Below are 22,998 nucleotides of genomic sequence, written 5' to 3'. Positions count from 1 at the left end.
CCCGACGGCTCGGGGGCGCGTGTGGGTCCGGCGGTGTGCGGTTCCGGCCGGTGCGGGTCCGCTCTGGTTGCCGCCGCGGTTCCCCTGCGCCGCTGACGGGTGGCCGGGGCCGCGCCCCGCGCTCTTCCCGTCCGCGCGCCCTGGTCAGCCGGACAGGTGCCGTACCTGGTCCCACAGCACCGGGTCCACCACCCCCGCCTTCCGGCGGAAGTCCCGTACCGGCACGTCGCGGAGTTCCTCCGTCTCCAGGAAGCTGGGCCGGCCCCGCGCGTCGCCGACGGCCCCCGGGGGCAGCGGGATCACCCCGACCCGGGCGTCCCGGTACCTGCTGGTGATCTTGACGACCCGCGCCCGGTCCCCCCGCACCGCCAGCACCAGACAGGGCCGGTCCTTGCCCCCGGGCCCGTCCTCGAAGGGCACGCTCGCCCACCAGATCTCCGACGGCCTCGGCCGCGGCAGCCGCCCCCGCGAACCGGCCCGGTCACCCGCCCGTCCGGGCGGACGCGTACGCCCCCTCGGACCACTCGTCCGCCGACCCGGCCGACGGGACCGGCCCCACCCGTCGACCACCGTCGCGACGAGCGCGAGCGCCACCATCGCCGCGAGCGCCGACCACCAGGACATGTCCATGGGCACGACCGTACCGGCGCGCCCCCGCCGACGCCCGCCCTGTCACACGCCCCCACGCCCCTCTCCACCACCTCACCCCGGCGCGCGCGGCCCAACGGCCCTGCCACCAGCCGAACCGGTGACACCACAGGTGAGTTCGCCCACAACGGCCCCTGGCGGAGGAGCGACCCGTCCTTTTGCGCCTTACGCTCGACGGACCGCACCACCCTGTTGCACCCCCGACCGTTCTTCGCAAGCCCGCTGACCGCACAACGTGGTCGGCGCGACTTGTTCGTACGTCACGACCGACTGACACGACCGACCAACACGACTGTCACGACTTCACGCCAGCGCGGAGGTTCCAGCTCTCATGAAGCTCACCGTCGTCGGCTGCTCGGGGTCGTTCCCCTCCGCGGAATCGGCCTGTTCGAGCTATCTCGTAGAGGCCGACGGCTTCCGGCTGCTTCTCGACATGGGCAACGGTGCCCTCGGCGAGCTGCAGCGCCACTGCGGTCTCTACGACCTCGACGCGATCTTTCTCAGCCATCTGCACGCCGACCACTGCATCGACATGTGCGCGTACTTCGTCGCACGCTACTACCGGCACGACGGCGGCCGCTGCGACCCCATCCCGGTCTACGGCCCCGAGGGCACCGAGCAGCGCCTGACCACGGCGTACGCCGACACCCCGTCCGCCTCGTCCATGAGCGAGGTCTTCGACTTCCACACGGTCAAGCCGAGCACCTTCGACATCGGCCCCTTCACCGTCCACACCGAACGGGTCGCCCACCCCGTGGAGGCGTACGGCATCCGCATCGAACACGGCGGACGGGTCCTGACGTACTCCGGCGACACCGGTGTGACCGACACCCTGGACGAACTGGCCCGCGACGCCGATCTCTTCCTGTGCGAGGCCGCGTTCACCCACGGCAAGGAGAACATCCCGGACCTGCACCTCAACGGCCGCGAGGCCGGTGAGACCGCGGCCCGCGCCGGCGCCCGCCGCCTCGTGCTCACCCACATCCCGCCGTGGACGGACCCCCGGGTCAACCTCGACGACGCCCGCGCCGTGTACGACGGCCCCGTGGAACTGGCCGTGCCCCGGACGTCGTACGAGATCTGACTCCGCACGCACGCATGCACGTATGTACGGAAAGGCCCCCGGAGGATCACGATGATCCCCGGGGGTCTTCCCGTGCGCCGGACGGAGCCGAGGCGAGCCGGTCCTCGGCCGCCCGGCCGCGCGGACGGGCCTCGGCTGCTACCTGGCCTCCGCCTTCCGCAGCTCGGCCAGTTCCTCGTCGGACTCGCGGCCGGGCGTCGGCAGGTTGAAGCGGATGATCGCGAACCGGAAGACGACGTAGTAGACGACGCCGAAGCACAGGCCCACCAGGAGCAGCGTCCACGGCTTGGTGGCGATACCGAGGTTGAGCGCGAAGTCGATCGCGCCGGCCGAGAAGCCGAAGCCGTCCTTCATCCCGAACGCCCAGGTCAGAGCGAGGGAGAGACCGGTGAGGACGGCGTGCAGCGCGTACAGCACCGGGGCGATGAACATGAACGTGAACTCGATCGGCTCGGTCACACCCGTGACGAACGAGGTCAGCGCCAGGGACAGCATCATGCCGCCGACGACCTTGCGGCGTTCGGGACGGGCGGTGTGGTAGATCGCCAGACAGACCGCCGGCAGACCGAACATCATGATCGGGAAGAAGCCGGTCATGAACTGCCCCGCGGTCGGGTCCCCGGCCACGAACCGCGCGATGTCGCCGCTCTTGCCCTCGTACGAGCCGGCCTGGAACCAGGGGAACGCGTTGAGCAGGTGGTGCATGCCGACCGGGATCAGCGCGCGGTTGGCGACACCGAAGATGCCAGCGCCGACCGCGCCCGAACCGACCAGCCACTCACCGAAGTGGTGCAGCCCCGCGCCGAGCACCGGCCAGATGTAACCGAACACGATGCCGATGAACAGGCCCGCGAACGCGGCCAGGATGGGCACCAGTCGGCGGCCGCCGAAGAAGCCCGCCCAGTCGGGCAGCTTGGTGCGGTGGAAGCGCTGGTAGAGCAGGGCCACGACCAGGCCCATCACCACACCGCCGAGGACACCGGCGTCGACCGGCTTGTCCACCATCACGACCTTCTGGTCGACGACGGTGGCCACCTGCGGGAGGCTCGGGTCGGTGAAGGTGCCGAGGACCTTCTGGAAGACGAGGTAGCCGACGACCGCGGCGAGCGCGGTCGAGCCGTCCGACTTCTTGGCGAAGCCGATCGCGATGCCGACGGCGAACAGCAGCGCCATGTTGTCGAGGATGGCGCTGCCGCCCGCCGACATGAAGCTCGCGAACTTCGTGAGGAACCCGGGGAACGACTCCCGCCCGAGCATGTCCGTGTTGCCGAGCCGCACGAGCAGGGCGGCGGCCGGCAGGACGGCGACCGGCAGCATCAGGCTGCGCCCGATGCGCTGCAGCACAGCCATGGTGCGTGAGCCCCAGGTCGGGCCCTTGTTGTCTGCGGCCGCGGGAGCGGCGCTGGCCGTGGTCACAACTTCCTCCAGTAGGCAGGGCGCCGCCCAGGGACGGGGGGTGTGGGGGAGGGCAGCACAGGAGAGGTCTACACCAGTCAGTGGTGTAGACCTGTTGTAGCACGATGAGGAAGGGATGAGAAACCCTCGATCTCCGCGGCTCACGAGCCGGCGGCGAGGGACCTCAGCGTCTCGATCAGGGTCCGGGTGGCGAAACCCGTGCCGCCGAGAGGGACTTCCCCGTAGGCCCCCTCGTCGTTGAAGGCGGGCGCCGCGATGTCGAGATGGGCCCAGGGAACGCCGGCAGCGACGAAGTCCTGCAGGAAGAGCGCAGCCTGGACGGTGTCGCCGTAGCGGTGGGAGCAGTTGACCCGGTCCGCCACGGCCGAGCGCAGGTGCCGCCGCTCGTGGGGGAGCAGTGGCAGCCGGCAGAAGGACTCGCCGGCCCGCTCGGCGGCCACCAGCACGGTCCGGGCGAGCCCCTCGTCCGGGGTGAACAGCGCGCCGGTGCGAGTGCCGAGGGCGTGGACGGCGGCCGACGTCAGGGTGGCCACGTCGAGCACCAGATCGCAGCGGGACGGCCCGGGGCGCGTCGCGCGGACCAGGACGTCCGCCAGCATCACCCGGCCCTCGTTGTCCGTATGGGTGATCTCCGTCGTCGTACCGTCCAGATGCCGCACGACGTCACCGACGCGCAGGGCGCCGCCGTCCGGCATGTTCTCCGCGAGGGGGAGGAAGGCGCGCACCCTCAGCGGCAGGCCCAGGCGGGGCAGTGCCGTCAGCGCCCCGACGACGGCCGCGGCCCCGCCCATGTCGGCCTTCATGGGATGCCTCTCGTCGGACGGCTTGAGCGACAGCCCGCCCGAGTCGTAGGTGACCCCCTTGCCGATCAGACCGACCGTGAGGACCCGGTCGCGGGGGTGAGCGGACTCCTCGGGCTCATAGGTCAGCTCCACATGGCGGGGCGCTTCCGCCGAGGCCCGGCCCACCGCGGTCAGGCCGGTGAGGCCCAAAGCGGCGAGGGCCGCGCCCTCGTGGACCACGCAGTGCAGGCCGGCGGTGCGGGCGAGGACCCGGAGCAGGTCGGCGAAGGCCGGGGGAGTGAGGCTGCCGGCGGGCCGGTTGACCAGGTCGCGGGCCAGGCAGGTGGCCTCCGCGGCGGCCAGGCCCTCGGCGACGGCCTGCCGTTCGGAGGTCGCCACGACCACCTCGGCCAACGGGCTCGCCACCCGGACCGAGCGGAACTCGTCATAGCGGTACAGCCCCAGGACGGCCCCCTCCGCCACTGCCCGCGCCCGCTCCTCCGCCGGGACGGCACTGCCCTCGGCCGACGCGAGCTCCAGACGTAGGGTGCGCGCGGGGCCGACGGCGCGCACCGCCGCCGCGGCCGCGGCGCGGAAGGACGCGGCGGTGGCCGATGCCGCCGGCCCCAGCCCGACGTTGAGCACCACCGAACGCCCGTCCGCGGACGGCTCGGCCACCACCTGCCCCGCCCGGCCCACGAAACCCCGCCGCCGGCTGAACACCCCGACTCCGGCACCGCTGTGCCGCCCGACGGCGACGACATCGGCACCTTCGCCGGCACCGACCGCTCCCGCGGCGACACGGACCGCCCTCTCCGGGTCGCCGCTCGGTGCTCCGTTGCCGGCCCGCGGGTGCGGCATGGGTCAGGCTGTGCGTTCGTACTGGGTGCCGGACTCGTCGCGGTGGAGCAGGCCCTCGTCGACGAGGGCGCGGCGCAGGCTCACCCAGTCGTCGTACCACTGGCCGCAGATGGCGTTGACCTTGGCCTCGGAGTAGGTGACGCCGGGTTCGAAGGAGTCGGCGACGACAGCGAGGACGCGGCTGCGGATCTCCGCCCTGCCGGGGATGGAGGTGATGCGGCCCTTGCGGAAGTAGGCCCCGGCGCCGTCACCGCGGCCCCTGCCGGAGATCCTCACCTCGGCCTGGACGGCCAGGCGGAAGGTGTCGTCGATCAGCCCGTAGGTGCGGCTGTCCGAGTCGTACGCGGCGATCCGCCCGTCGACGAGCTTCTGCAGGGCGGCGGCGGCCGCCGCCGGCCGCAGCCGTGCCCGCTCCGCCACCGTCGCCGCGGTGGTGGCCCCGAGCGCGAGCGCCGCGAAGGCGTCGCGCCGGTCGGTCTGCGCGAGGACACCGATCAGATCCCGGCAGGACGGCGGCAACTCGGCGCCGCGCGGCTGCTCCTCGTCGCTCTGCTCCCCGCCCGGCTGCCGGCCGGCGGGCTGGTGTTCCTGTTCCTCGGTGGAGGCCCTGCTCATGGTGATCAACTTCCGGTTCGTCGTGCGGTACGGGTACGCGGTCGTGTGGCGTTGCACGGCGCGGTCTCTACGACTACCGCGCCACCGGGAGGTCGGGGCAAGCGGAAACCGCCGGGCCTGGCGGATTTCAGCCAGATCGAGAGGCCGCGGGCGCGCTGGTGAGCGTGAGCGGTACGGCGGTGCGGGACCGGCGTGGAGTTCCCTTGGCGGGTGGCCTGCGATAGGCGGAAGGTCCTTCGCGTACCGCGAGTGCGATGACCTTCGTGCCCTCGATGTAGACCCACCTTTTCTCCTGCCAGCCCAGAAGTCGATCCCGGGTCCGCTCCCAGGTTTCCCCTTCCTGCTCTCCGTCCTGGAGATCACGGAAACGGGTGCCGCCGACGACCGAACGGAACAGGCGGGCGTCGGCGCCGCGCAGCACCGTGTCCTGAGCGGGCAGTCCCGGCCGCCGGTCGGTGAGGGCGACGGCGTCGAACCCCAGCCGGTAAGTGAAACGTGCCTGGTCGTGCCGGGTGCGCCAGTCGCGGACGGCGGCGGCCAGGCGCCTTCGGACGGCGGTGTTCTCCGGGGTGTCGGTGAAGTCGCCCTCGAAGTGGTAGGCGAGGTCCCACAGGTCCCCTGGGGAGAGATCGGGGTAGGCGTACCGGTAACCCGGCAGCGGCCCGGTCAGGGTGAGCCCGTAGTCCCGCGGGTGTTCCACGTAGGGACTGAAACGGTCGAAGTGCACGGCCAGGATGTCGTTGTCCGGTGGTTCCAGATGCGTCAGCGAGGGCAGCAGTTCTATCTGGGTGAGCAGGGATTCCGGTGTCTCGTACGGAAAACCGGTGAGGATGTTCCACACCGGCAGGACTCCGAATTCCGCGCAGCCGAGCAGGAACCGGATGTTCTGGAAGGCGGTGGCGCCTTTCTTGAGCAGCCGCAGTCCTTCGGTGCTGAGGCTTTCGATGCCGGGTTGTACGGAGCGGACGCCGGCGCGCCGGGCGGCCTGGATGTCGGCCCATTCCATGTTGGCTTTGACTTCGAAGAAGAGTGAGTGGTCGGTGTTGAGTTTCTCGACGAGGGGGAGTGCGGTGTCGAGGTACTTGAGGTCGAGGATGTTGTCGACGGCGAAGAAGTCGAGGACGCCGTAGCGGTCCATGAGGTGGCGGAGTTCGTCGGCGACGGTGTCGGGGTGTTTGCTGCGGTAGGTCATGCTTGCGCCGTTGAGGCCGCAGAAGGTGCAGTGGGTCTTGGCGCCCCACCAGCAGCCGCGTGAGAACTCGACGGGCAGGGTGATCTCGGGTTCGAGGGCGTGCAGTCCGGCGGCCCGCAGTTGGTCGAAGAAGCCGTCGTAGTTCGGCGTCGGCACCTCCAGGGGCCGTTCGGCGGTGATCGTGGCGGGCGTGGTGGTGCCGGTGCCGGGAAGGCGGGTGATCAGGCGCCCGCGGGTGTGTGGCGGTTCGCCTGTCTCGATCTGGCGGAGCAGGGCTGCGAAGGCGTCCTCGCCGGGACCGTCGACGACGGCGTCCACGGCGGGGTAGTTGGCGAGGAGGGCGCGGCCCATGGAGCCTTCGCAGTTGCTGCCGCCGAGCACGATGGTCCCGGAGTAGCCGAGTTCACGCAGCCGCCCCGCCACCGCCAGGGACGGACCGTTCTGGCTGAACATCGAGGTGAAGCCGACCACGGCCGGCGCGGACTCCAGGAGCGCGGCGGCCGTCAGCTCCACATGCCGGTCCGCCACCTCGCGCAACGCGTCGACGAGCCCGATCGCCGTGTCGTCGACCCGCCGGGCGCGCAGCTGCTCGTAGTACGCCGCACGCCTGCCGGGGTCGCCCCGGCGACAGGAGAAGATCCAGTCGCCCACCGAGAGGTGGTAGAGCTTCTCGGAGACCAGCTCGTACGCCTCCGCCCACTTCGCGTCGGAGAATCCGAGCATTCTCTGGGCCAGGCCATAGAAATCCAGATAGGAATACCTGGCATCCACCTGCCAGCCCGCACTCTCGGCGAGCGAGCGGAGAATTCCGACCTGAATGGAAGGGCGAGTGGCGCTGTTCCACGGCATGGAAACGAGAGCGACTTTTTTCGCGGCGGGATGGGCGGCAGGCATGAAAAACCCCCGGAGCCGATTGCGGCAGCTCGGCTCACCGTAGAAGCCATGAGTTACGCGAGTCAACAGCACGCAAACCACCGGTATAGGTTGGCCGGAAAAATTCGTCCAGCAACTACCTGTGAAGAATGGGGGTACATAAGCCGAGGTCGTCCCGGTGCCGCGCAGATGGTACGCATGTGTGCAGGTGGAGGCCTGGTGGACAGGTGTGAGGGCCGCCTTGTACGGTGTATGGTGCTCCTGCCGCGTCCTGTGACAGGAGCCGGTGCGAGCTGTCCTCGACGATCAGGAAATCCTCACCGAGGGCTTTACCAGGGCTCGCGGAACGCCCATTTGCCGCCGTTCCCGATTGTCGTGCCCAGAGAGGCGAGAAGTCGCGTGAAGATTTCCCTGACCGGCGCGGCAGAGACACTGCTCGCACCCCTCTGCGCCCGCGCACTCGACGCCAACTCGGCCCACCCGCTCCTCGGCGACCGAATCGCCGCCGAACTCGTGGACCGCATCGACTACGACTTCGACCGCCTCGGCATCGGAGAGGCCACCGCCGTAGGCGTCGCCCTACGAGCCCGCTATTTCGACCGCCGGGTCCGCGCGTTCCTCGACACCCACCCCGAGTGCACCGTCGTCCACCTCGGCTGCGGCCTCGACAGCCGCCACGAGCGCCTCGCCCCCGGCCCCGGCGTCCGCTGGTACGACCTCGACCAGCCCGACGTCATCGACGTGCGCAAACAGCTCTACCCCACCCGCCCCGGCCACGAGACCCTCGCCGCCTCCGTCACCGAACCGGACTGGCCGGCCCTGATCCCCACGGACCACCACCCCGTCCTCGTGGTCGCCGAGGGCCTGACCATGTACCTCTCCGCCGACGAGGGCCCCCGCATGCTGAACACCCTGGTCGCGCACTTCCCGCACGGCGAGATGCTCTTCGACACCTACTCCCGCTTCGCCGTGCGCTCCACCCGCTCCATGACCCTCTTCCGCAAGACCGGAGCCCGGCTCGCATGGGGCGTCGACGATCCGCGCGAACTGGAGCGCCGCATACCCGGGATGCGCCTCCTCGAAGCGGACAGCGCCTACGCCACCGCGGACGGCGCCGACCTGCGACACCTGCCCCGCGGGATGCGACTGCGCATGCGCTTCGACACCGAAGTCCTCTCCCGGCTGCCGGTCCTCGGTCGCGTCGGCCACATCTCCCGCTACGCCTTCGGCGCCCGGGGTTGAGCCGACCCGCCCCCCTGACCTGCCACGACCCGACCCAAGGCCCATCCGACGGGCCACCACCCCCCCGACCGGAATGACCCGATGCTGCCGCTCTACCTCCTCTCCCACGGCCTCTCCCTCCTGGGCAACACCGTGGCCTCCATCGCCCTCCCCTGGCTGGTGCTTCTGCGCACCGGCGACGCCGCCGCGGTCGGTCTGGTCGCCGCCGCGAGCGCCCTGCCGATGCTCCTGTCGGCGGTCCTCGGGGGCGTGCTCATCGACCGCGTCGGCCGCCGCCGTCTCTCCATCGGAGCCGACCTCGCCTCCGCGGCCTGCGTCGCCGCGCTCCCCGTCGTCGACGGAGTCCTCGGCCTCACCGTCGTCTGGTTCGTGGTCCTCGGAGTCGCCGGCGCCGTCTTCGACGTACCCGGCATGACGGCCCGCGAGGCCCTCGCCCCCGACATCGCCGAAGCCACCGGCATCAGCATGGAACGCCTCGCCGGCCTCCGCGAGAGCATCGCCGGCGGTGTCGTGATCCTCGCCCCGGCGGCCGCCGGCGGACTCATCATGCTCGTCGACCCGGCGACCGTCCTCTGGGTCACCGCCGGTTGCTCAGCCCTCGCCGCCCTCGTCACCCTCGCCCTGCCGAAGACCATCGGCGCCCAGCCCCCCGCCGGCGGCGAAGCCGCGGGCCTCGGCGGCGACGTCAAGCGTGGCTTCGGCGTCCTGCGCGGCGACCGCGTCCTCACCGCCGTCACCCTGGTCTCGGCCGGCAGCGTCGCCGTCCTCGCACCGCTGCAGAACCTCGTCCTCCCCGTCCACCTGGTCGCCGAGGACTCACCCGGTGGCTTCGGCGTGGTCGTCTCCCTCCTCGCCGTCGGCGGCATCGCCGGCGCCGCGGTGTACGCCGCCGTCGGCACCCGCTTCTCCCGCCGGACCGTCTTCGTCGCCGCCCAGGTCACCTCCACCGTCGGCGTCGCCGGACTCGCCCTGCTGCCCCCCGTCCCCGTGATGTGGGCCGCCGCCGTCCTGGCCGGCGCCGGAGCCGGGCCCCTGCCCGCCCTCTTCCTGGTGCTCGTCACCGAACGCATTCCGGAAGAGGTCCGCGGCCGGGTCCTCGGCCTCCAGAACGCCGTCTCCATGACCGCCGTCCCCCTCGGCACCCTGGCCGCCGGCCTCGTCGTGGAGCGGGTCGGCCTGCGCCCGACCGGGATGTTCCTCGCCGTCGCCTGGGGCGCGGTCACCCTCGCCATCCTTGCTCTGCCCGCCCTTCGCGGCCTCGACGCCGCCACCGAAACCGCCATCGAGAACCAGGAGGCAGCCCCCGGGGACGACCGGCGTCCCGGCGAACCCCGAACCCCCGAACGAGGGCCGACCGTCCCCGGGCAGGGCTCCGAGACCGCCGACACCACGACCTGACCGCCCGGCCCCCCGCCCGTCCATTTGGCGACCACCCCGCGACTGGTGTAGACCAGTCGTGGGCGGTTCCGCTACCGTCCCGCTGTCACGGACGCCACCTCACCACGGGACGACGAGGCCGCCCACGCCACCGTCCCCCTCGCGGCCGGCCGCGCCACCACGCTCCTGACCAGGAGCACGGGACCACAGGGAGAATCGCCATGGCCACCAAGGCTGAGAAGATCGTCGCCGGGCTCGGCGGCCTCGACAACATCGACGAGATCGAGGGCTGCATCACCCGCCTGCGCACCGAGGTCAACGACCCCTCCCTCGTCGACGAGGCCGCCCTCAAGGCCGCCGGCGCCCACGGCGTCGTCAAGATGGGCACCGCCGTGCAGGTCGTCATCGGCACCGACGCCGACCCGATCGCCGCCGAGATCGAGGACATGATGTGATCCACCGCTGATCCGGGACCCACCGCCCTCGGCGGTCCCCATCGGCACGCGCACAGGGGCCCTCCCGACGCGGGAGCGGCCCCTTCCGCCACTGCGGCTAGGCTCGTCGCCATGTCTCGAATCGACGGCCGCACGCCCGAACAGCTCCGCCCTGTCACCATCGAACGCGGCTGGAGCAAGCACGCCGAGGGCTCCGTCCTCATCTCCTTCGGCGACACCAAGGTCTTCTGCACCGCCTCCGTCACCGAGGGCGTCCCGCGCTGGCGCAAGGGCAGCGGCGAGGGCTGGGTCACCGCCGAGTACTCCATGCTGCCCCGCTCCACCAACACCCGCGGCGACCGCGAGTCCGTACGCGGCAAGATCGGCGGCCGTACCCACGAGATCTCCCGCCTCATCGGCCGCTCCCTGCGCGCCGTCATCGACTACAAGGCGCTCGGCGAGAACACCATCGTCCTCGACTGCGACGTGCTGCAGGCCGACGGCGGCACGCGTACGGCCGCGATCACCGGCGCGTATGTGGCGCTGGCCGACGCCGTCGCCTGGGCCCAGCGCAAGAAGCTCGTCAAGGCCGGCCGCCAGCCGCTGACCGGCACCGTGAGCGCCGTCTCCGTGGGCATCGTCGGCGGTGTCCCGCTGCTCGACCTCTGCTACGAGGAAGACGTCAGGGCCGACACCGACATGAACGTCGTCTGCACCGGCGACGGCCGTTTCGTCGAGGTCCAGGGCACCGCCGAGGCCGAACCCTTCGCCCGCGAGGAGCTCAACGCCCTGCTGGACCTGGCCGTCGCCGGCTGCACGGACCTGGCCGCGCTGCAGGGCAAGGCGCTCGACTCGGTCCTCGAAAGGTAAAGGGAACCCCAAGAAAACCGGGCGCCGGTCGCAACCACCGCGCACCCGGCGGCGTCCCTAGGAGTACGGGCGCACGGCACACCACCGTGCGCCCGGCCACACCGGCGCAGGCCGGACCCGCACCACCACCGGAGGCCGTCAGGCCTGCAACCAGTAGGAGGACCGTTCCATGGCCGCGAGCCGCCGACGTCGTACGACCGCCATCGCCGGAGCCGTTGCAGCCGTCGCGCTGACCGCCGGCCTCACCACCGGCTGCGACGCCGTGAACAAGGCCCTGGACTGCGTCCAGACCGCAGAGGCCATCACCGACAGCGTGTCCGACCTCCAGCAGGCCGTCGAGAACGCCTCCAACGACCCCGCGCAGCTGGAGGAGTCGCTCAACTCCATCGACGAGAACCTCAAGGAGATCGGCGACAAGACCGACAACGCCGACGTCAACAAGGCCGTCGACGACCTCCAGAAGGCCGTGGAGAACGTCGAGACGTCCGTCAACAACGGCGACGCGACCCCCGACATCAGCGGCATCACGGACGCGGCGAAGGAGCTGACGAAGGTCTGCACGTCCTGAGGACGCGGACCGGGACCGGGACCGGCGGCGAGACCGCGCGACCGCGAGATCCGGCGACCGAGGACGGACGACGCGCCGGCCAGGGGCGGACGACCCGCCGGGCGCCGGGATACTGAGGGCATGACCCGCCTGATCCTCGCCACCCGCAACGCCGGAAAGATCACCGAGCTGAAGGCGATCCTCGCCGACGCAGGTCTGCCCCACGACCTCGTCGGCGCGGACGCCTACCCGGACATCCCCGACGTCAAGGAGACCGGCGTCACCTTCGCCGAGAACGCCCTGCTGAAGGCACACGCCCTCGCGCAGGCCACCGGTCTCCCGGCCGTCGCCGACGACTCCGGACTCTGCGTGGACGTCCTGCACGGCGCCCCCGGCATCTTCTCCGCCCGCTGGGCCGGCCGTCACGGCGACGACCGCGCCAACCTCGAACTCCTCCTCGCCCAGCTCTCGGACATCGCCGAGGAGCACCGCGGCGCGCACTTCGCCTGCGCCGCCGCCCTCGCCCTGCCGGACGGCACGGAACGCGTCGTCGAAGGCCGGCTGAGGGGCGTACTCCGGCACACCCCCACCGGCACGAACGGCTTCGGCTACGACCCGATCCTCCAGCCGGAGGGCGACACCCGCACCTGCGCCGAACTGACCCCCGAGGAGAAGAACGCGATCAGCCACCGAGGCAAGGCGTTCCGGGCGCTGGTACCGGCGGTGCGGGAACTGCTGGGCTGACAGGACGGCAGAGATCCCGCACCTTTGAATCGAAGGTGCGGGATCTCTCTCTTCGGTGGGCCCGGTGGGACTTGAACCCACGACGCACCGCTTCTAAGGCGGCGTCCTCTAGCCTGCTGGGATACGGGCCCGCAACGCTTTGCCTACTCTACTGGGCGTCGCGACCGCGCTGGCTGCCTCCCCTGCACCACGTGCTCGTGATCGCATGGCAGTTCGGGCACAGCAGCCGAAGGTTCTCCCGCCGATCGTCGCTCCAGTCCCCGTTGATGTGATCGACCTCCAGGGTCATGGGTTTGCCGAGCCACTCAGGTCCGATGCCGCAGCGGGCGCATTTCTCAGGTACGCCGACTTCCGAAAGGGCACGACGTATGCGGTTGGTCCGCGTCCGGCGGGCTCCGCTGTGCTGCACCAGTACTTCCTCGGGGCGCCTGGCGTTGGCGGCGGGTTTGCCCCGTCGATGGGCTTGCCCCAGGAAGTGTGACGTGGGGATTCCGTATTCGGCGATCCACCGGCGGAGTTGAGTGCGTTGAGAGCCGTTGCCCGGTCGGTCCAAACGGCGCAGCACCTCGGCGAGAGAGGTCGACTCCGCGACTGCCGTACGCAGCTCGCTTTCGGTGGGGCGGGAGTGTCTGCCGCAAGGGCGGAAGTGCGAGATGTCGATGCCGAAATGGGAGAACCGGCCCTCAAGATACTTGGGAAGTCGCTCGTACGGCCGAGTGCCGAGAAAAGCGATGACCTCGTCAATGTCGCCGCAGACTCGGGCTGCTTCCGTTAGCCGCTCCCTGGTGTACTGCGTGCCCCTGGTCATGAGGTCGACCTCTTGCTGTGCCGTTTACCGCGCCCTCGGTAACTGTCGGTCGTCGAGTGGCAGTTGGGGCACAGCAGCCGCAGGTTTTCGATCCGGTTGTTCCGCCAGTTGCCGTCGACGTGGTCGACCTCCAGGGGGAGCGGTTCTCCGAGCCACACCGGCTCGATTCCGCACAAGGCACAGCGTTCCTCGACGTCCATGTCACGCATCGCCCGCTTGAGACGGCTGCTGGGTATGCGCGAGGCGCGCGCGGAGGTGTCCTCCACGAGGATCTCTTCGGCCGTCCGGCGACGCTGGTTGTAGCGCTGCCTCTCCGTGCGGACCGCCGACGTGAAGTGTGAGGTGTCCAGGCCGTACGCCTTGATGCGCCGGGAGATGTTCGTGTGGTGTCCACCCACCGGGTCGAGCCCCACCTGTCGCAGCACCTCGTTGACGCTCGTTGAGCGGGCGACCACCGGCTCAAGGACCTGCCGCGTCCACTTGGCCCCCTCGCGCTCGAAGTGCGAGACATCCACCCCGAGCTTCTTCATCCGGTCGTGGACGTATCGCCGCGTCCAGCCCTTCGGATCCACCCCCAACCTCTCCAACGCCTCCGACAATGTCCGCGCTCCCCGTGCCGCCTCCTCCAGCCGCTCCTTCGGGTAGGCACTGGCTCGCATGGGCCCCCTCCGTTCCGGTCACCTGTTCGTGGCCTCGTACGGAGTAACGAATCGCTGGGCGCGTAGTCACGATCGACATGCGGAACGGCTCGTACCGGAGTGCTGCGGTACGAGCCGTTCTCGGGGGCGGGTGGGGTCAGATGCCCAGGTCCTTGATGATCTTCGCCACGTGGCCGGTCGCCTTCACGTTGTAGAGGGCGCGTTCCACCTTGCCCTCCTCGTCGACGATGATCGTCGAGCGGATGACGCCGGTGACGACCTTGCCGTACAGCTTCTTCTCGCCGAACGCGCCGTACGCCTCCAGGACCGTCTTGTCGGGGTCGCCGACGAGGGTGACCTTCAGGGACTCCTTCTCGCGGAACTTGGCCAGCTTCTCCGGCTTGTCGGGGGAGACGCCGATGACGTCGTACCCGGCGCCGGCCAGCAGGTCCAGGTTGTCGGTGAAGTCGCAGGCCTGCTTCGTGCAGCCGGGGGTCAGGGCGGCCGGGTAGAAGTAGACGATGACCTTGCGGCCCTTGTGGTCGGACAGGGACACCTCGTTGCCGTCGGCGTCCGGGAGGGTGAAGGCGGGGGCCACGTCGCCTGGCTGGAGTCGCTCGCTCATCGGACCAGCGTAGGGCCTGTCCGGCGGATCCCGCCGACTTCGGGTCGCGGCTCCTGACGGCTTCCGGTGCGCGGGGTCCGGTGCGGGCGGCTGCGAGGCGGAGGAGAGATCCGACGCGGAGCGGCGGCGACCGACGACAACGCGGCAGGTGCGTGTGCCGGACCCCGCGCCCACTCGTGATCCGTCGGGCGGGTCCTTCCCGCGGACCCTTCCCGCGGACCCTTCCCGCGGACCCTTCCCGCGGACCCTTCCCGCGGACCCTTCCCGCGGGCCCTTCCCGCGGGCCCTGACGTCACGGTCGCCGGCGGAGCTGACAGACTGTCCGCAAACAGTCAATGACGGACAGCGGGAGGCAGCGCGGTGGCGGACACCTCGGACACCAGAACCCCGGCCGAGATCGAGGCGGACATCAAGCGCCGCCGCGACACCCTCGCGGAGACGCTCGACGAGATCGGCGTCCGGGTGCACCCGAAGACCATCGTCGGTGACGCCCGGGCGAAGGTCGTCTCCAACATCGACCACACCCTCGGCAGGGCCTACGTCTCGGTCAACCGGGTGGTCAGCGACGCGAAGGGCCGGTTCGTCGACGAGAACGGGGCGCCCCGGCTGGAGCGCATCGTCCCGGTGGCGCTCGTGCTCGTCGGGGTCGTGGGGCTGCTCGCCCTCGGCACTCGACGCCGCAAGGGCTGAGGAAGACAGGTAGGTTCGGGGGCGTGAGCGAGAAGAGCCAACACGACAAGTTGCCCATCAGGATGCTGCACGACCGGGTGCTCGTGCGGCAGGACACCGCTGAGGGGGAGCGGCGTTCGGGCGGCGGCATCCTGATTCCCGCGACGGCGGCGGTCGGCCGGCGGCTCGCCTGGGCGGAGGTCGTCGCGGTCGGGCAGAACGTCCGGACGGTCGAGCCGGGCGACCGCGTCCTGTTCGACCCGGAGGACCGGGCCGAGGTCGAGGTCAGGGGCGTCGCGTACGTCCTGATGCGCGAGCGCGACCTGCACGCCGTGGCCGCGGACCGGTTCGAGGGCTCGGAGGACTCCACCGGTCTGTACCTGTAGCGCGCCCCGGCGGACGCCCGCCGCACACGGGAGGGGGCTGGTGACCACGGTCACCAGCCCCCTCCCGTTCGTCATCCGCCCCGGCGGCCCGCCGTCACGGGAAGAACGTCCCCTCCGCCGTGCCGCCTCCGGTGGCCGCTCCGCCGCCGTCCGTCGTCCCGCCGCCGTCGGTGGTGCCGCCCCCGGTGGTGGCCCCGCCGTCCGCGGTGCCTCCGCCTCCGGTGGCCGCGCCGCCGTCGGTGGTCCCGCCCCCGGTCGTCGTACCGCCTCCGGTGGTGGGTGCGCCGCCGGTCGTCGTCGTGTCGCCGCCGCCCGTGGTGGCGCCCCCGTCGGTCGGGGCGCCGGTGGTGCCGCCGTCCGTCTGGCCCGCGGTCTCCTCGCCGCCCGTGGTGCCGCCGTCCTCCTCGTCACCGGTGGCGCCCGGCTCGTCCGCCGGGGTGCTCGGGGGCACCACGACCACGTCCGCGCCCTCCTGGAGCTCCAGGTCGAAGTCCTTGACCTTCTTGCCCTTCAGGGCCGCCTTGGTGAACTGCGCCCAGATCTCCGTGGGCGCCCCGCCACCGTTGATGCGCTGCAGGCCCATCGCTCCGTACAGCGGCTTGTGGACGCCCGTCTTGGGGTCCTGGCCCATCACGGAGACGACGGTGGCGAGGTCGGGGGTGTAGCCGGCGAACCAGGCCGCCTTGTCCTCCTCGGCCGTACCGGTCTTGCCGGCGGCCGGGTGGCCGGACGCCTGCGCCGCGGTGGCCGTGCCGCCCTGGACCACGCTCCGCAGGACGGAGGTGGTGGTGTCGGCGGCCTGACGGCTGACGGCCTGCTGCGGGTCGGTCGAGGGGAGCTTGATCTCCTCGCCGTCCTTGGTGATCCGCTCGATCATCGTGTACGTGCCGTGCCGGCCGTGGTTGGCGAGGGTGGCGTACGCCTCCGCCATGTCGAGCACGCTCGCGGTCGCCGTGCCCAGCGCGATCGACGGGTACGGGTTCATGTCCGGGGTGTTCTTCGGCACGCCCAGGTCGATCGCGGTCTGCTCGACCTTCGCGGGGCCGACGTCGACGGCCATCTGCGCGTACACCGAGTTCACGGACTTGTCGGTGGCCTGGCGGACGGTGATGTTGCCGTAGTCGACGTAGTCCTCGTTCTCGGGGGCGTACCGCTCGCCGGGCCAGCCGACGACGGGGCGCTCGCTGGAGCCGTCGTAGACGGTGTTCGGGGTGATCGCCTGGCCGGACTGGGTGTTGGAGTTGTTCTCCACGGCGGCGGTGAACACGAACGGCTTGAACGTCGAACCGACCTGGTAGTCGCGCCGGGTGGCGTTGTTGACGTACTGCTTGAGGTAGTCGATGCCGCCGTACATCGCGATGACCTTGCCGGTCTTCGGGTCGATGGAGGCACCGCCGGCGCGGACGTAGTTGTCGACCTTGCGGTTCTTCTTGTCGAGCTTGTCCATCAGGTTGTCGTCGACGGCCTTGATGAACGCGTCCTGCATCTTGGGCTGGATGGTGGTGGTGATGCGGTAGCCACCGCCGTTCTCCAGCGCCTCCTCGTCGATGATCTTGTGCTCGATGAGGTACGACTTGATGGCCTCGACCAGGTAGCCGCGCTGCCCGGAGAAGGCGGTGGACGTGGTGGTCTGCTTCGGCATGTCGAACTTCATGCCGGCGCGCTCGGACTGCTTGAGCCAGCCCTCCTTGACCATGCCGTCGAGGACGTAGTTCCAGCGGGCGACGGCCGCGCCCTTGTTCTCCGGGTGGGCGACGACGTCGTACATGCTCGGCGCGTTGACGAGCGCGGCGAGGTAGGCGCCCTGCTCGGCGGAGAGTTCGTCGGCGTCGACGCCGTAGTAGGCCTGGGCCGCGGCCTGGATGCCGTAGGCGTTGCGGCCGAAGAAGCTGGTGTTGAGGTAGCCCTCCAGGATCTCGTCCTTGGTGACCTCGCGGTCCAGCTTGATCGCGATGAAGAACTCCTTCACCTTGCGGGTGACGGTCTGGTCCTGGGCCAGGTAGTAGTTCTTCACGTACTGCTGGGTGATCGTCGAGCCGGACTGCTTGCCCTTGCCGCTCGCGGTGTTCCAGGCGGCGCGGATCATCGCCTTGGGGTCGATGGCCGGCTCGGAGTAGAAGTCGCGGTCCTCGGCGGCCAGTACGGCGTGCTGGGCGGCCTTGGAGACCTTCGACAGGGGCACGTTCTCGCGGTTGACCTCGCCGTCGCGGGCGATCTGGGTGCCGTCCGCGTACAGGTAGACGTTGCTCTGCTTGGTGGCGAGTTCCTGCGGCTTGGGGATGTGGACCAGGTTGTAGCCCAGCACGAAGGCGCCGATGATCAGCATGGTCACGATCACGAAGCTGCTGAGCACCATGCGCCAGGTCGGGAACAGCCGCCGCCACCCGGTCCGTTTGGGCCGCTTCGGCTTCTTGCCCTTGCCGCCGCCGGCCGGGGTGACGTCGGGCACGTCGGCGGCCGCGACCGCGGGAACGACGGCGGTCGCCGCGCCCCCGCCGGCCGCCGAAGCCGATCCGGCGGCTGCCGCCGCGCCGGCCGCCCCCGCCGCTCCGGCCGTCGTCGTGCCGCCGGGCCGCTTGCCGCCGGGCTTCGCGCCCGCGCGCGTGACACCCAGGGTCATGGTCATCTCGGCGTCACCCGCCGCCGGGCCACCCGTCGCCGGGCCACCCGTCGAGCGGGCGGCCGCCGCGGCGCCGGACGCGCCTGCTCCGGCCGCGCCGGGCTTGCCGCCCGGCGTCCCCGGACCGGACTTCCTGGGGCGGGTGACGCTCAACGGCATGGTCAGCTCGGCAGCGCTCTCCGGGGTACCCGTCCCGCCGGAGGTCCGCGCCGCCGCGCCGGCGGACGTCGTCGCGCCGCTCGGCGAGAGCGACTTGCCCCCGCCGGGCGTGCCGCTCCGCTGCCCGGTCTCACGCCCCTGGGCCCCCGAGGCGGAGCCGCCGTCGGAGGACCGCCCCGAGGGACCGCCCTTCGCGGGGTCGCCCTTCGCGGGGCCGGCCGGTCCACCGGCCTGCTGACCGCCCTTGCCGGTGCCGGGCCTGCCACCGGCCGGTGCCCCCGAGCCCGAGCCGGCTGCCCTGCCGCCGCCCGCCACGGCCCCGTCGCCGGTAGCCGTACCCGGCCGCCCGCCCGAATCCGAAGCCGAGCCCGGCCGTCCACCCGAATCCGAAGCCGAGCCCGGCCCCGGCCGTCCACCCGAGGCAGAAGCCGACCCTGTGCCCGTGCCTGTGCCCGTGCCCGTGCCCGATCCCGAGTCCGAGCCCGCCCGTCCGCCGGACGTCCGGTCGGACGCCTCGCCGGTCGGCCCGTCCGCCGTTCCGTCGGCCTGGCGGCCCGGCCGTCCCTCGGAAGGGCGGCCGGGCGCGGTGCCGGTCGTCGGGGGCTCCGGGGGCGTGCCCGGGGTCCGGCGCTCCGGTTGTCCCGGTGTTCGGCCCGGACCGTTCCGCTTCGGCTGCGGCTCGTCGCTCATCGTGCTGCCGTGCTCCTGTTTCCGCGTCGTACGTTCATTTCCGTACGGACTCGTACGCTTTGCGCCCGCTCCGGGCACGTTCTGCGCCCCGGAGTGAAGACACGCGTACCGGCTGATCCGTTCCCGGATACTGGCACGCGCCTCGTACGCCCCGGGAGCACCACCGTCCGGCCCGAAAACGCCTGGCACACCGATCCGGCCGCGGACTAGGCTTTCGCGCTTCGGCCCGGATCGGCCTCGGCCTCGGTCTTTCGCCTGACTCTTCGCAGCGGATGGGGGTTTCCTCGTGGGCACTGGGCGGTTGTACGCCGCCGTCGCCACCGGTGGCTTCAGGCGGTACGCGACGTATCGGGTGGCCACCGCGGCGGGGGTGTTCACCAACACCGTCTTCGGCTTCATCCTCGCATACACCTACATCGCCCTCTGGCAGGAGAAGCCCCACCTCGGCGGCTACGACCAGGCGCAGGCGCTCACCTATGTGTGGGTGGGGCAGGCGATGTTCGCGGTCATGGTGCTGGGAAGCGCCGGGTTCGAGGAGGACCTCATCGAGCGGATCCGTACGGGGGACATCGCGGTCGACCTGTACCGGCCGGCCGACCTCCAGCTGTGGTGGCTCGCCGCCGACCTGGGCCGGGCCCTGTTCCAGCTGCTCGGACGCGGTGTCGCGCCCATGCTGTGCGGTGCCCTCTTCTTCGATCTCGCGCTGCCGTCCGGTGCCCTGCCGTGGCTGGCCTGCCTCGTCGCGGTCGCCCTCGGGGTCCTGGTCAGCTTCGCGATCCGATACATCGTCGCCCTGTGGGCGTTCTGGCTCCTCGACGGCGCCGGAGCGATGCAGATCACCTGGCTCACGGGTGTCTTCTTCTCCGGCATGCTGCTGCCGCTGAACGTCTTCCCCGGCGCCCTCGGGGACCTGGCCCGTCTGCTGCCGTGGTCCGCGCTGCTCCAGGCGCCCGCCGACGTGCTGCTGGGCGAGGCCGACGTGTGGGGCACGTTCGCGTTCCAGGCGGGCTGGGCGGTCGTGCTGCTGGCGGCGGGGCGGCTCCTCCAGTCGGCGGCGACACGGAAGGTGGTGGTCCAGGGTGGCTGACGTCGACGAGCGCCCGGCGACGACGGGCACGGAGGACGACCCGTTCGGCGCGTACGGTCCGTACCGCAGGCTCCGGGACGGGCTGCGCGCCTACCGCATGATCGCCGCCATGTGGATCCGCTCCACGATGGCGTACCGCGCCTCCTTCGTGATGACGGCCTTCGGCAACTTCGCCGCCACCGCCCTCGACTTCGTCGCGATCCTGCTGATGTTCTCCCAGGTCGACGAGTTGGGCGGCTTCACCCTGCCCGAGATCGCCCTGCTGTACGGTACGTCCGCGATGGCGTTCGGTCTCGCCGACCTGATGATCGGCTCCATGGACCGGCTCGGGCGCCGGGTCCGCGACGGCACGCTGGACACCCTGCTCGTCCGGCCCGCTCCGGTCCTCGCGCAGGTCGCCGCCGACAAGTTCGCGCTGCGGCGTCTCGGCCGGGTCACCCAGGGCGCCCTGGTCCTCGGCTACGCGCTGGCCACGCTGGACATCGACTGGACGCCGCTGAAGGTGCTGACGCTGCCGATGATGGTGGTCAGCGGCGGTGTCATCTTCGCGGCGGTGTTCGTCGGGGGCGCGGCCTTCCAGTTCGTCGCGCAGGACGCCTCCGAGGTGCAGAACGCCTTCACGTACGGCGGTGCCACGCTGCTGCAGTACCCGCCGGCCCTCTTCGCCAAGGACCTGCTGCGCGGGGTGACGTTCGTGCTGCCGCTGGCCTTCGTCAACTGGCTGCCCGGACTGTACGTCCTGGGCCGCCCCTATCCGCTCGACGTGCCCCACTGGCTGGCGTTCGCGCCGCCGCTGGTGGCGGCGGCCTGCTGTCTGCTCGCGGGCGCGGCATGGCGGGCGGGACTGCGTTCGTACCGGAGCACGGGGAGTTAGGGACACATGAACGAGCGGTTCATCGAACTCGACCGCGTCGAGAAGGTCTTCGACGTCCGGAAGAAGACCGGTTTCCTGCGGCGGGAGCGGCGTGAGGTGCGGGCCGTGGACGCGATCTCCTTCACCGTGTCGCGGGGTGAGATGGTCGGCTACATCGGCCCGAACGGCGCGGGCAAGTCCACCACCATCAAGATGCTGACGGGCATCCTGACCCCGAGCGGCGGCCGGGTGCGGGTCGCGGGCATCGACCCGTCCCGTGAGCGGACGCGGCTGGCCCGCCGGATCGGGGTGGTCTTCGGGCAGCGCACGACCCTGTGGTGGGACCTTCCGCTCGTCGACTCCTACCGGCTGATGCACCGCATGTACCGCATCCCCGACGCCCGTTACCGCGAGAACCTGGACCGCTGCGTCGAACTCCTCGAACTCGGCGACCTGCTGGACGTGCCCGTGCGGCAGCTGTCCCTCGGTCAGCGCATGCGCGGCGACATCGCGGCCGCGCTGCTGCACGATCCCGAGGTGCTGTACCTGGACGAGCCGACGATCGGGCTCGACGTGATCAGCAAGGCGAAGGTCCGCGCGTTCCTGAAGGACCTCAACACCGAGCGCGGCACGACCGTGCTGCTCACCACGCACGACCTGCAGGACATCGAGCAGTTGTGCCGCCGGGTGATGGTCATCGACCACGGCCGGCTGATGTACGACGGTCCGCTGACGGGGCTGCACGAGGTGGGGGAGGGCGAGCGGACCCTCGTCGTCGACCTGGATCGGGAGCTGCCGCCGATCGAGGCGGCGCCCGCCCGTGTCGTCCGGGTGGAGGGCCCCCGGCAGTGGCTGGCGTTCCCGGCGTCGGAGTCGGCGGCCCCGCTGGTGGCGCGGATCGCGGCGGAGTACCCGCTGGTGGACCTGTCGGTGCGGGAGCCGGACATCGAGGCGGTGATCGCCCAGATGTACGCGCAGCAGGCGGAGCGGGTGGGGGAGGCGGGGCAGTCGGTCTCGTAGCCGGGGGCCGGGGTTCCTCGTAGGCTGGGCCGTATGACGGACGATCTCCCGGACCTGCCGGCCGCCGCGCACCTCCGTGCCTCCGACGCCGACCGTGAACGGGTCGCCGAGCAGTTGCGGGACGCCCTCGCGGAGGGGCGGCTCGACATGGAGGAGTTCGGGGAGCGGCTGGACGCCGCCTACCAGGCGCGCACCTATGGTGAGCTGGCGCCGATCACCCGTGATCTGCCGGGCGCCGGGGCGGTGGTGCCGCCGTCGGTGTCCTTGGTGAAGGGTTCCGCGGAGAGCGGGAGTTGGGCCGAGCGGATCGTCGGCGGGCAGGGCTCGTCGACGTGGGGTGTGGCGGTGCTGTCCGGCTTCGAGCGCAAGGGCCGCTGGACGGTGCCCGAGCGGTTCGACTGCGTCGCGTTCTGGGGCGGCGGTGAACTGGACCTGAGGGACGCGTACTTCGCGCAGCGCGAGGTCACCATCAACTGCGTGGCCGTCATGGGCGGGATCAACGTGATCGTGCCGCCCGGCGTCGAGGTCGTCGTCCGCGGTATCGGCGTCATGGGTGGCTTCGACCACCGCGAGGAGGGCGAACCGGGCGAGCCGGGCGCCCCTCGCGTGGTCGTCACCGGGTTCGCCTTCTGGGGCGGCGTCGGTGTCGAGCGCAAGCTGCCCAAGGCCGAGCGGCAACGTCTGAAGGAGGCCCGCCGCCAGGAGCGTCTGGAGCGCCGGCAGGCCCGCCGCGAACTCGGCAAGGGCCACTGAGGCGG

22 protein-coding genes and 1 tRNA gene are annotated in these 22,998 nt (G+C 71.2%); 13 read left to right on the top strand and 10 right to left on the bottom strand.

Translation table 11 applies throughout. From position 1 onward, the window contains the following. Positions 1-144: 144 nt before the first annotated feature. Complete coding sequence (locus GSY65_RS13885; protein ID WP_159767910.1) at positions 145-630, bottom strand: type II toxin-antitoxin system PemK/MazF family toxin; 486 nt, start codon at positions 628-630, stop codon at positions 145-147. A 349-nt stretch (positions 631-979) separates the two neighbouring features. Here GSY65_RS13885 and GSY65_RS13880 point away from each other — a divergent pair, with 349 nt between their 5' ends. Beyond that, the gene (locus GSY65_RS13880) at positions 980-1,732 is read left to right on the top strand and encodes an MBL fold metallo-hydrolase (RefSeq protein ID WP_159767907.1); all 753 of its coding nucleotides are present in this window, start codon (positions 980-982) and stop codon (positions 1,730-1,732) included. 138 nt (positions 1,733-1,870) lie between these two features. On the opposite strand, the gene GSY65_RS13875 is transcribed toward GSY65_RS13880, so the two are convergent. The 4 genes from GSY65_RS13875 to GSY65_RS13860 form a co-directional block, all read right to left on the bottom strand. After that, complete coding sequence (locus tag GSY65_RS13875) at positions 1,871-3,148, bottom strand: PTS transporter subunit EIIC (RefSeq protein ID WP_159767904.1); 1,278 nt, start codon at positions 3,146-3,148, stop codon at positions 1,871-1,873. Between the two features lie 140 nt (positions 3,149-3,288). Next, on the bottom strand, positions 3,289-4,791 hold the full coding sequence (locus GSY65_RS13870) for a leucyl aminopeptidase family protein (protein ID WP_159767901.1): 1,503 nt from the start codon (positions 4,789-4,791) through the stop codon (positions 3,289-3,291). A gap of 3 nt (positions 4,792-4,794) precedes the next feature. After that, positions 4,795-5,406 (bottom strand): DUF2087 domain-containing protein, encoded by a 612-nt coding sequence (locus GSY65_RS13865; RefSeq protein ID WP_159775924.1) that lies wholly within the window; start codon positions 5,404-5,406, stop codon positions 4,795-4,797. A gap of 127 nt (positions 5,407-5,533) precedes the next feature. Beyond that, positions 5,534-7,492, bottom strand: a complete 1,959-nt coding sequence (locus GSY65_RS13860) for a RiPP maturation radical SAM C-methyltransferase (RefSeq protein WP_159767898.1) — start codon at positions 7,490-7,492, stop codon at positions 5,534-5,536. Positions 7,493-7,870: 378 nt separating this feature from the next. On the opposite strand from GSY65_RS13860, the gene GSY65_RS13855 reads away from it, so the two are divergent. From GSY65_RS13855 to rdgB, 6 genes are all read left to right on the top strand, one after another. Beyond that, complete coding sequence (locus GSY65_RS13855; protein WP_159767895.1) at positions 7,871-8,713, top strand: class I SAM-dependent methyltransferase; 843 nt, start codon at positions 7,871-7,873, stop codon at positions 8,711-8,713. 81 nt (positions 8,714-8,794) lie between these two features. Then, complete coding sequence (locus tag GSY65_RS13850) at positions 8,795-10,111, top strand: MFS transporter (protein WP_159767892.1); 1,317 nt, start codon at positions 8,795-8,797, stop codon at positions 10,109-10,111. Beyond that, the gene (locus tag GSY65_RS34315) at positions 10,108-10,545 is read left to right on the top strand and encodes a PTS glucose/sucrose transporter subunit IIB (RefSeq protein ID WP_268978253.1); all 438 of its coding nucleotides are present in this window, start codon (positions 10,108-10,110) and stop codon (positions 10,543-10,545) included. Before GSY65_RS13850 ends, GSY65_RS34315 begins: the two co-directional genes overlap by 4 nt. Before the next feature lie 111 nt (positions 10,546-10,656). Then, positions 10,657-11,394 (top strand): ribonuclease PH, encoded by a 738-nt coding sequence (gene rph, locus GSY65_RS13840; protein WP_159767889.1) that lies wholly within the window; start codon positions 10,657-10,659, stop codon positions 11,392-11,394. A gap of 169 nt (positions 11,395-11,563) precedes the next feature. Continuing rightward, positions 11,564-11,962, top strand: a complete 399-nt coding sequence (locus GSY65_RS13835) for a hypothetical protein (protein ID WP_159767886.1) — start codon at positions 11,564-11,566, stop codon at positions 11,960-11,962. A gap of 120 nt (positions 11,963-12,082) precedes the next feature. Continuing rightward, positions 12,083-12,685: an RdgB/HAM1 family non-canonical purine NTP pyrophosphatase gene (gene rdgB, locus GSY65_RS13830; RefSeq protein ID WP_159767883.1), complete on the top strand. Its 603-nt coding sequence runs from the start codon at positions 12,083-12,085 to the stop codon at positions 12,683-12,685. 56 nt (positions 12,686-12,741) lie between these two features. On the opposite strand, the gene GSY65_RS13825 is transcribed toward rdgB, so the two are convergent. From GSY65_RS13825 to bcp, 4 genes are all read right to left on the bottom strand, one after another. After that, positions 12,742-12,816 (bottom strand) — tRNA-Leu (locus tag GSY65_RS13825). A 17-nt stretch (positions 12,817-12,833) separates the two neighbouring features. Continuing rightward, positions 12,834-13,493: an HNH endonuclease signature motif containing protein gene (locus GSY65_RS13820; protein ID WP_159767880.1), complete on the bottom strand. Its 660-nt coding sequence runs from the start codon at positions 13,491-13,493 to the stop codon at positions 12,834-12,836. Further along, positions 13,490-14,152 carry an HNH endonuclease signature motif containing protein gene (locus GSY65_RS13815; protein ID WP_159767877.1) on the bottom strand — a complete coding sequence of 221 codons (663 nt, stop codon included), beginning with the start codon at positions 14,150-14,152 and terminating at the stop codon, positions 13,490-13,492. The genes GSY65_RS13820 and GSY65_RS13815 overlap by 4 nt, the downstream gene beginning before the upstream one ends. A gap of 136 nt (positions 14,153-14,288) precedes the next feature. Continuing rightward, entirely contained in the window at positions 14,289-14,756 is a 468-nt protein-coding gene (gene bcp, locus GSY65_RS13810; protein WP_159767874.1) for a thioredoxin-dependent thiol peroxidase, read from the bottom strand. Between the two features lie 360 nt (positions 14,757-15,116). Between bcp and GSY65_RS13805 the strand changes: the two genes are divergently transcribed. Next, complete coding sequence (locus GSY65_RS13805; RefSeq protein WP_159767871.1) at positions 15,117-15,446, top strand: DUF3618 domain-containing protein; 330 nt, start codon at positions 15,117-15,119, stop codon at positions 15,444-15,446. Positions 15,447-15,508: 62 nt separating this feature from the next. Beyond that, entirely contained in the window at positions 15,509-15,811 is a 303-nt protein-coding gene (locus GSY65_RS13800; RefSeq protein WP_055513294.1) for a GroES family chaperonin, read from the top strand. Between the two features lie 94 nt (positions 15,812-15,905). Here GSY65_RS13800 and GSY65_RS13795 read toward each other — a convergent pair whose 3' ends face one another. Continuing rightward, a complete protein-coding gene (locus tag GSY65_RS13795) occupies positions 15,906-18,437 on the bottom strand; it encodes a transglycosylase domain-containing protein (protein WP_443043291.1) in 2,532 nt (843 codons plus the stop codon). 1,129 nt (positions 18,438-19,566) lie between these two features. Here GSY65_RS13795 and GSY65_RS13790 point away from each other — a divergent pair. From GSY65_RS13790 to GSY65_RS13775, 4 genes are read left to right on the top strand one after another with little or no spacing between them, the layout of a single operon-like run. After that, on the top strand, positions 19,567-20,367 hold the full coding sequence (locus GSY65_RS13790) for an ABC transporter permease (RefSeq protein WP_159767867.1): 801 nt from the start codon (positions 19,567-19,569) through the stop codon (positions 20,365-20,367). Next, positions 20,360-21,241, top strand: coding sequence for an ABC transporter permease (locus GSY65_RS13785; RefSeq protein ID WP_159767865.1), 882 nt, complete (start codon positions 20,360-20,362; stop codon positions 21,239-21,241). Before GSY65_RS13790 ends, GSY65_RS13785 begins: the two co-directional genes overlap by 8 nt. Positions 21,242-21,247: 6 nt before the next feature. Then, positions 21,248-22,240: an ABC transporter ATP-binding protein gene (locus tag GSY65_RS13780; protein WP_159767863.1), complete on the top strand. Its 993-nt coding sequence runs from the start codon at positions 21,248-21,250 to the stop codon at positions 22,238-22,240. Positions 22,241-22,273: 33 nt separating this feature from the next. Continuing rightward, the gene (locus GSY65_RS13775; protein WP_159767861.1) at positions 22,274-22,993 is read left to right on the top strand and encodes a DUF1707 SHOCT-like domain-containing protein; all 720 of its coding nucleotides are present in this window, start codon (positions 22,274-22,276) and stop codon (positions 22,991-22,993) included. Positions 22,994-22,998 lie beyond the last annotated feature (5 nt).

This window comes from Streptomyces sp. HM190 (genome assembly GCF_009857135.1).
Lineage (GTDB): Bacteria > Actinomycetota > Actinomycetes > Streptomycetales > Streptomycetaceae > Streptomyces > Streptomyces heilongjiangensis.
The sequence above is the reverse complement of the archived record's forward strand: the minus strand, read 5'-3'. Positions and strand labels throughout refer to the sequence as shown.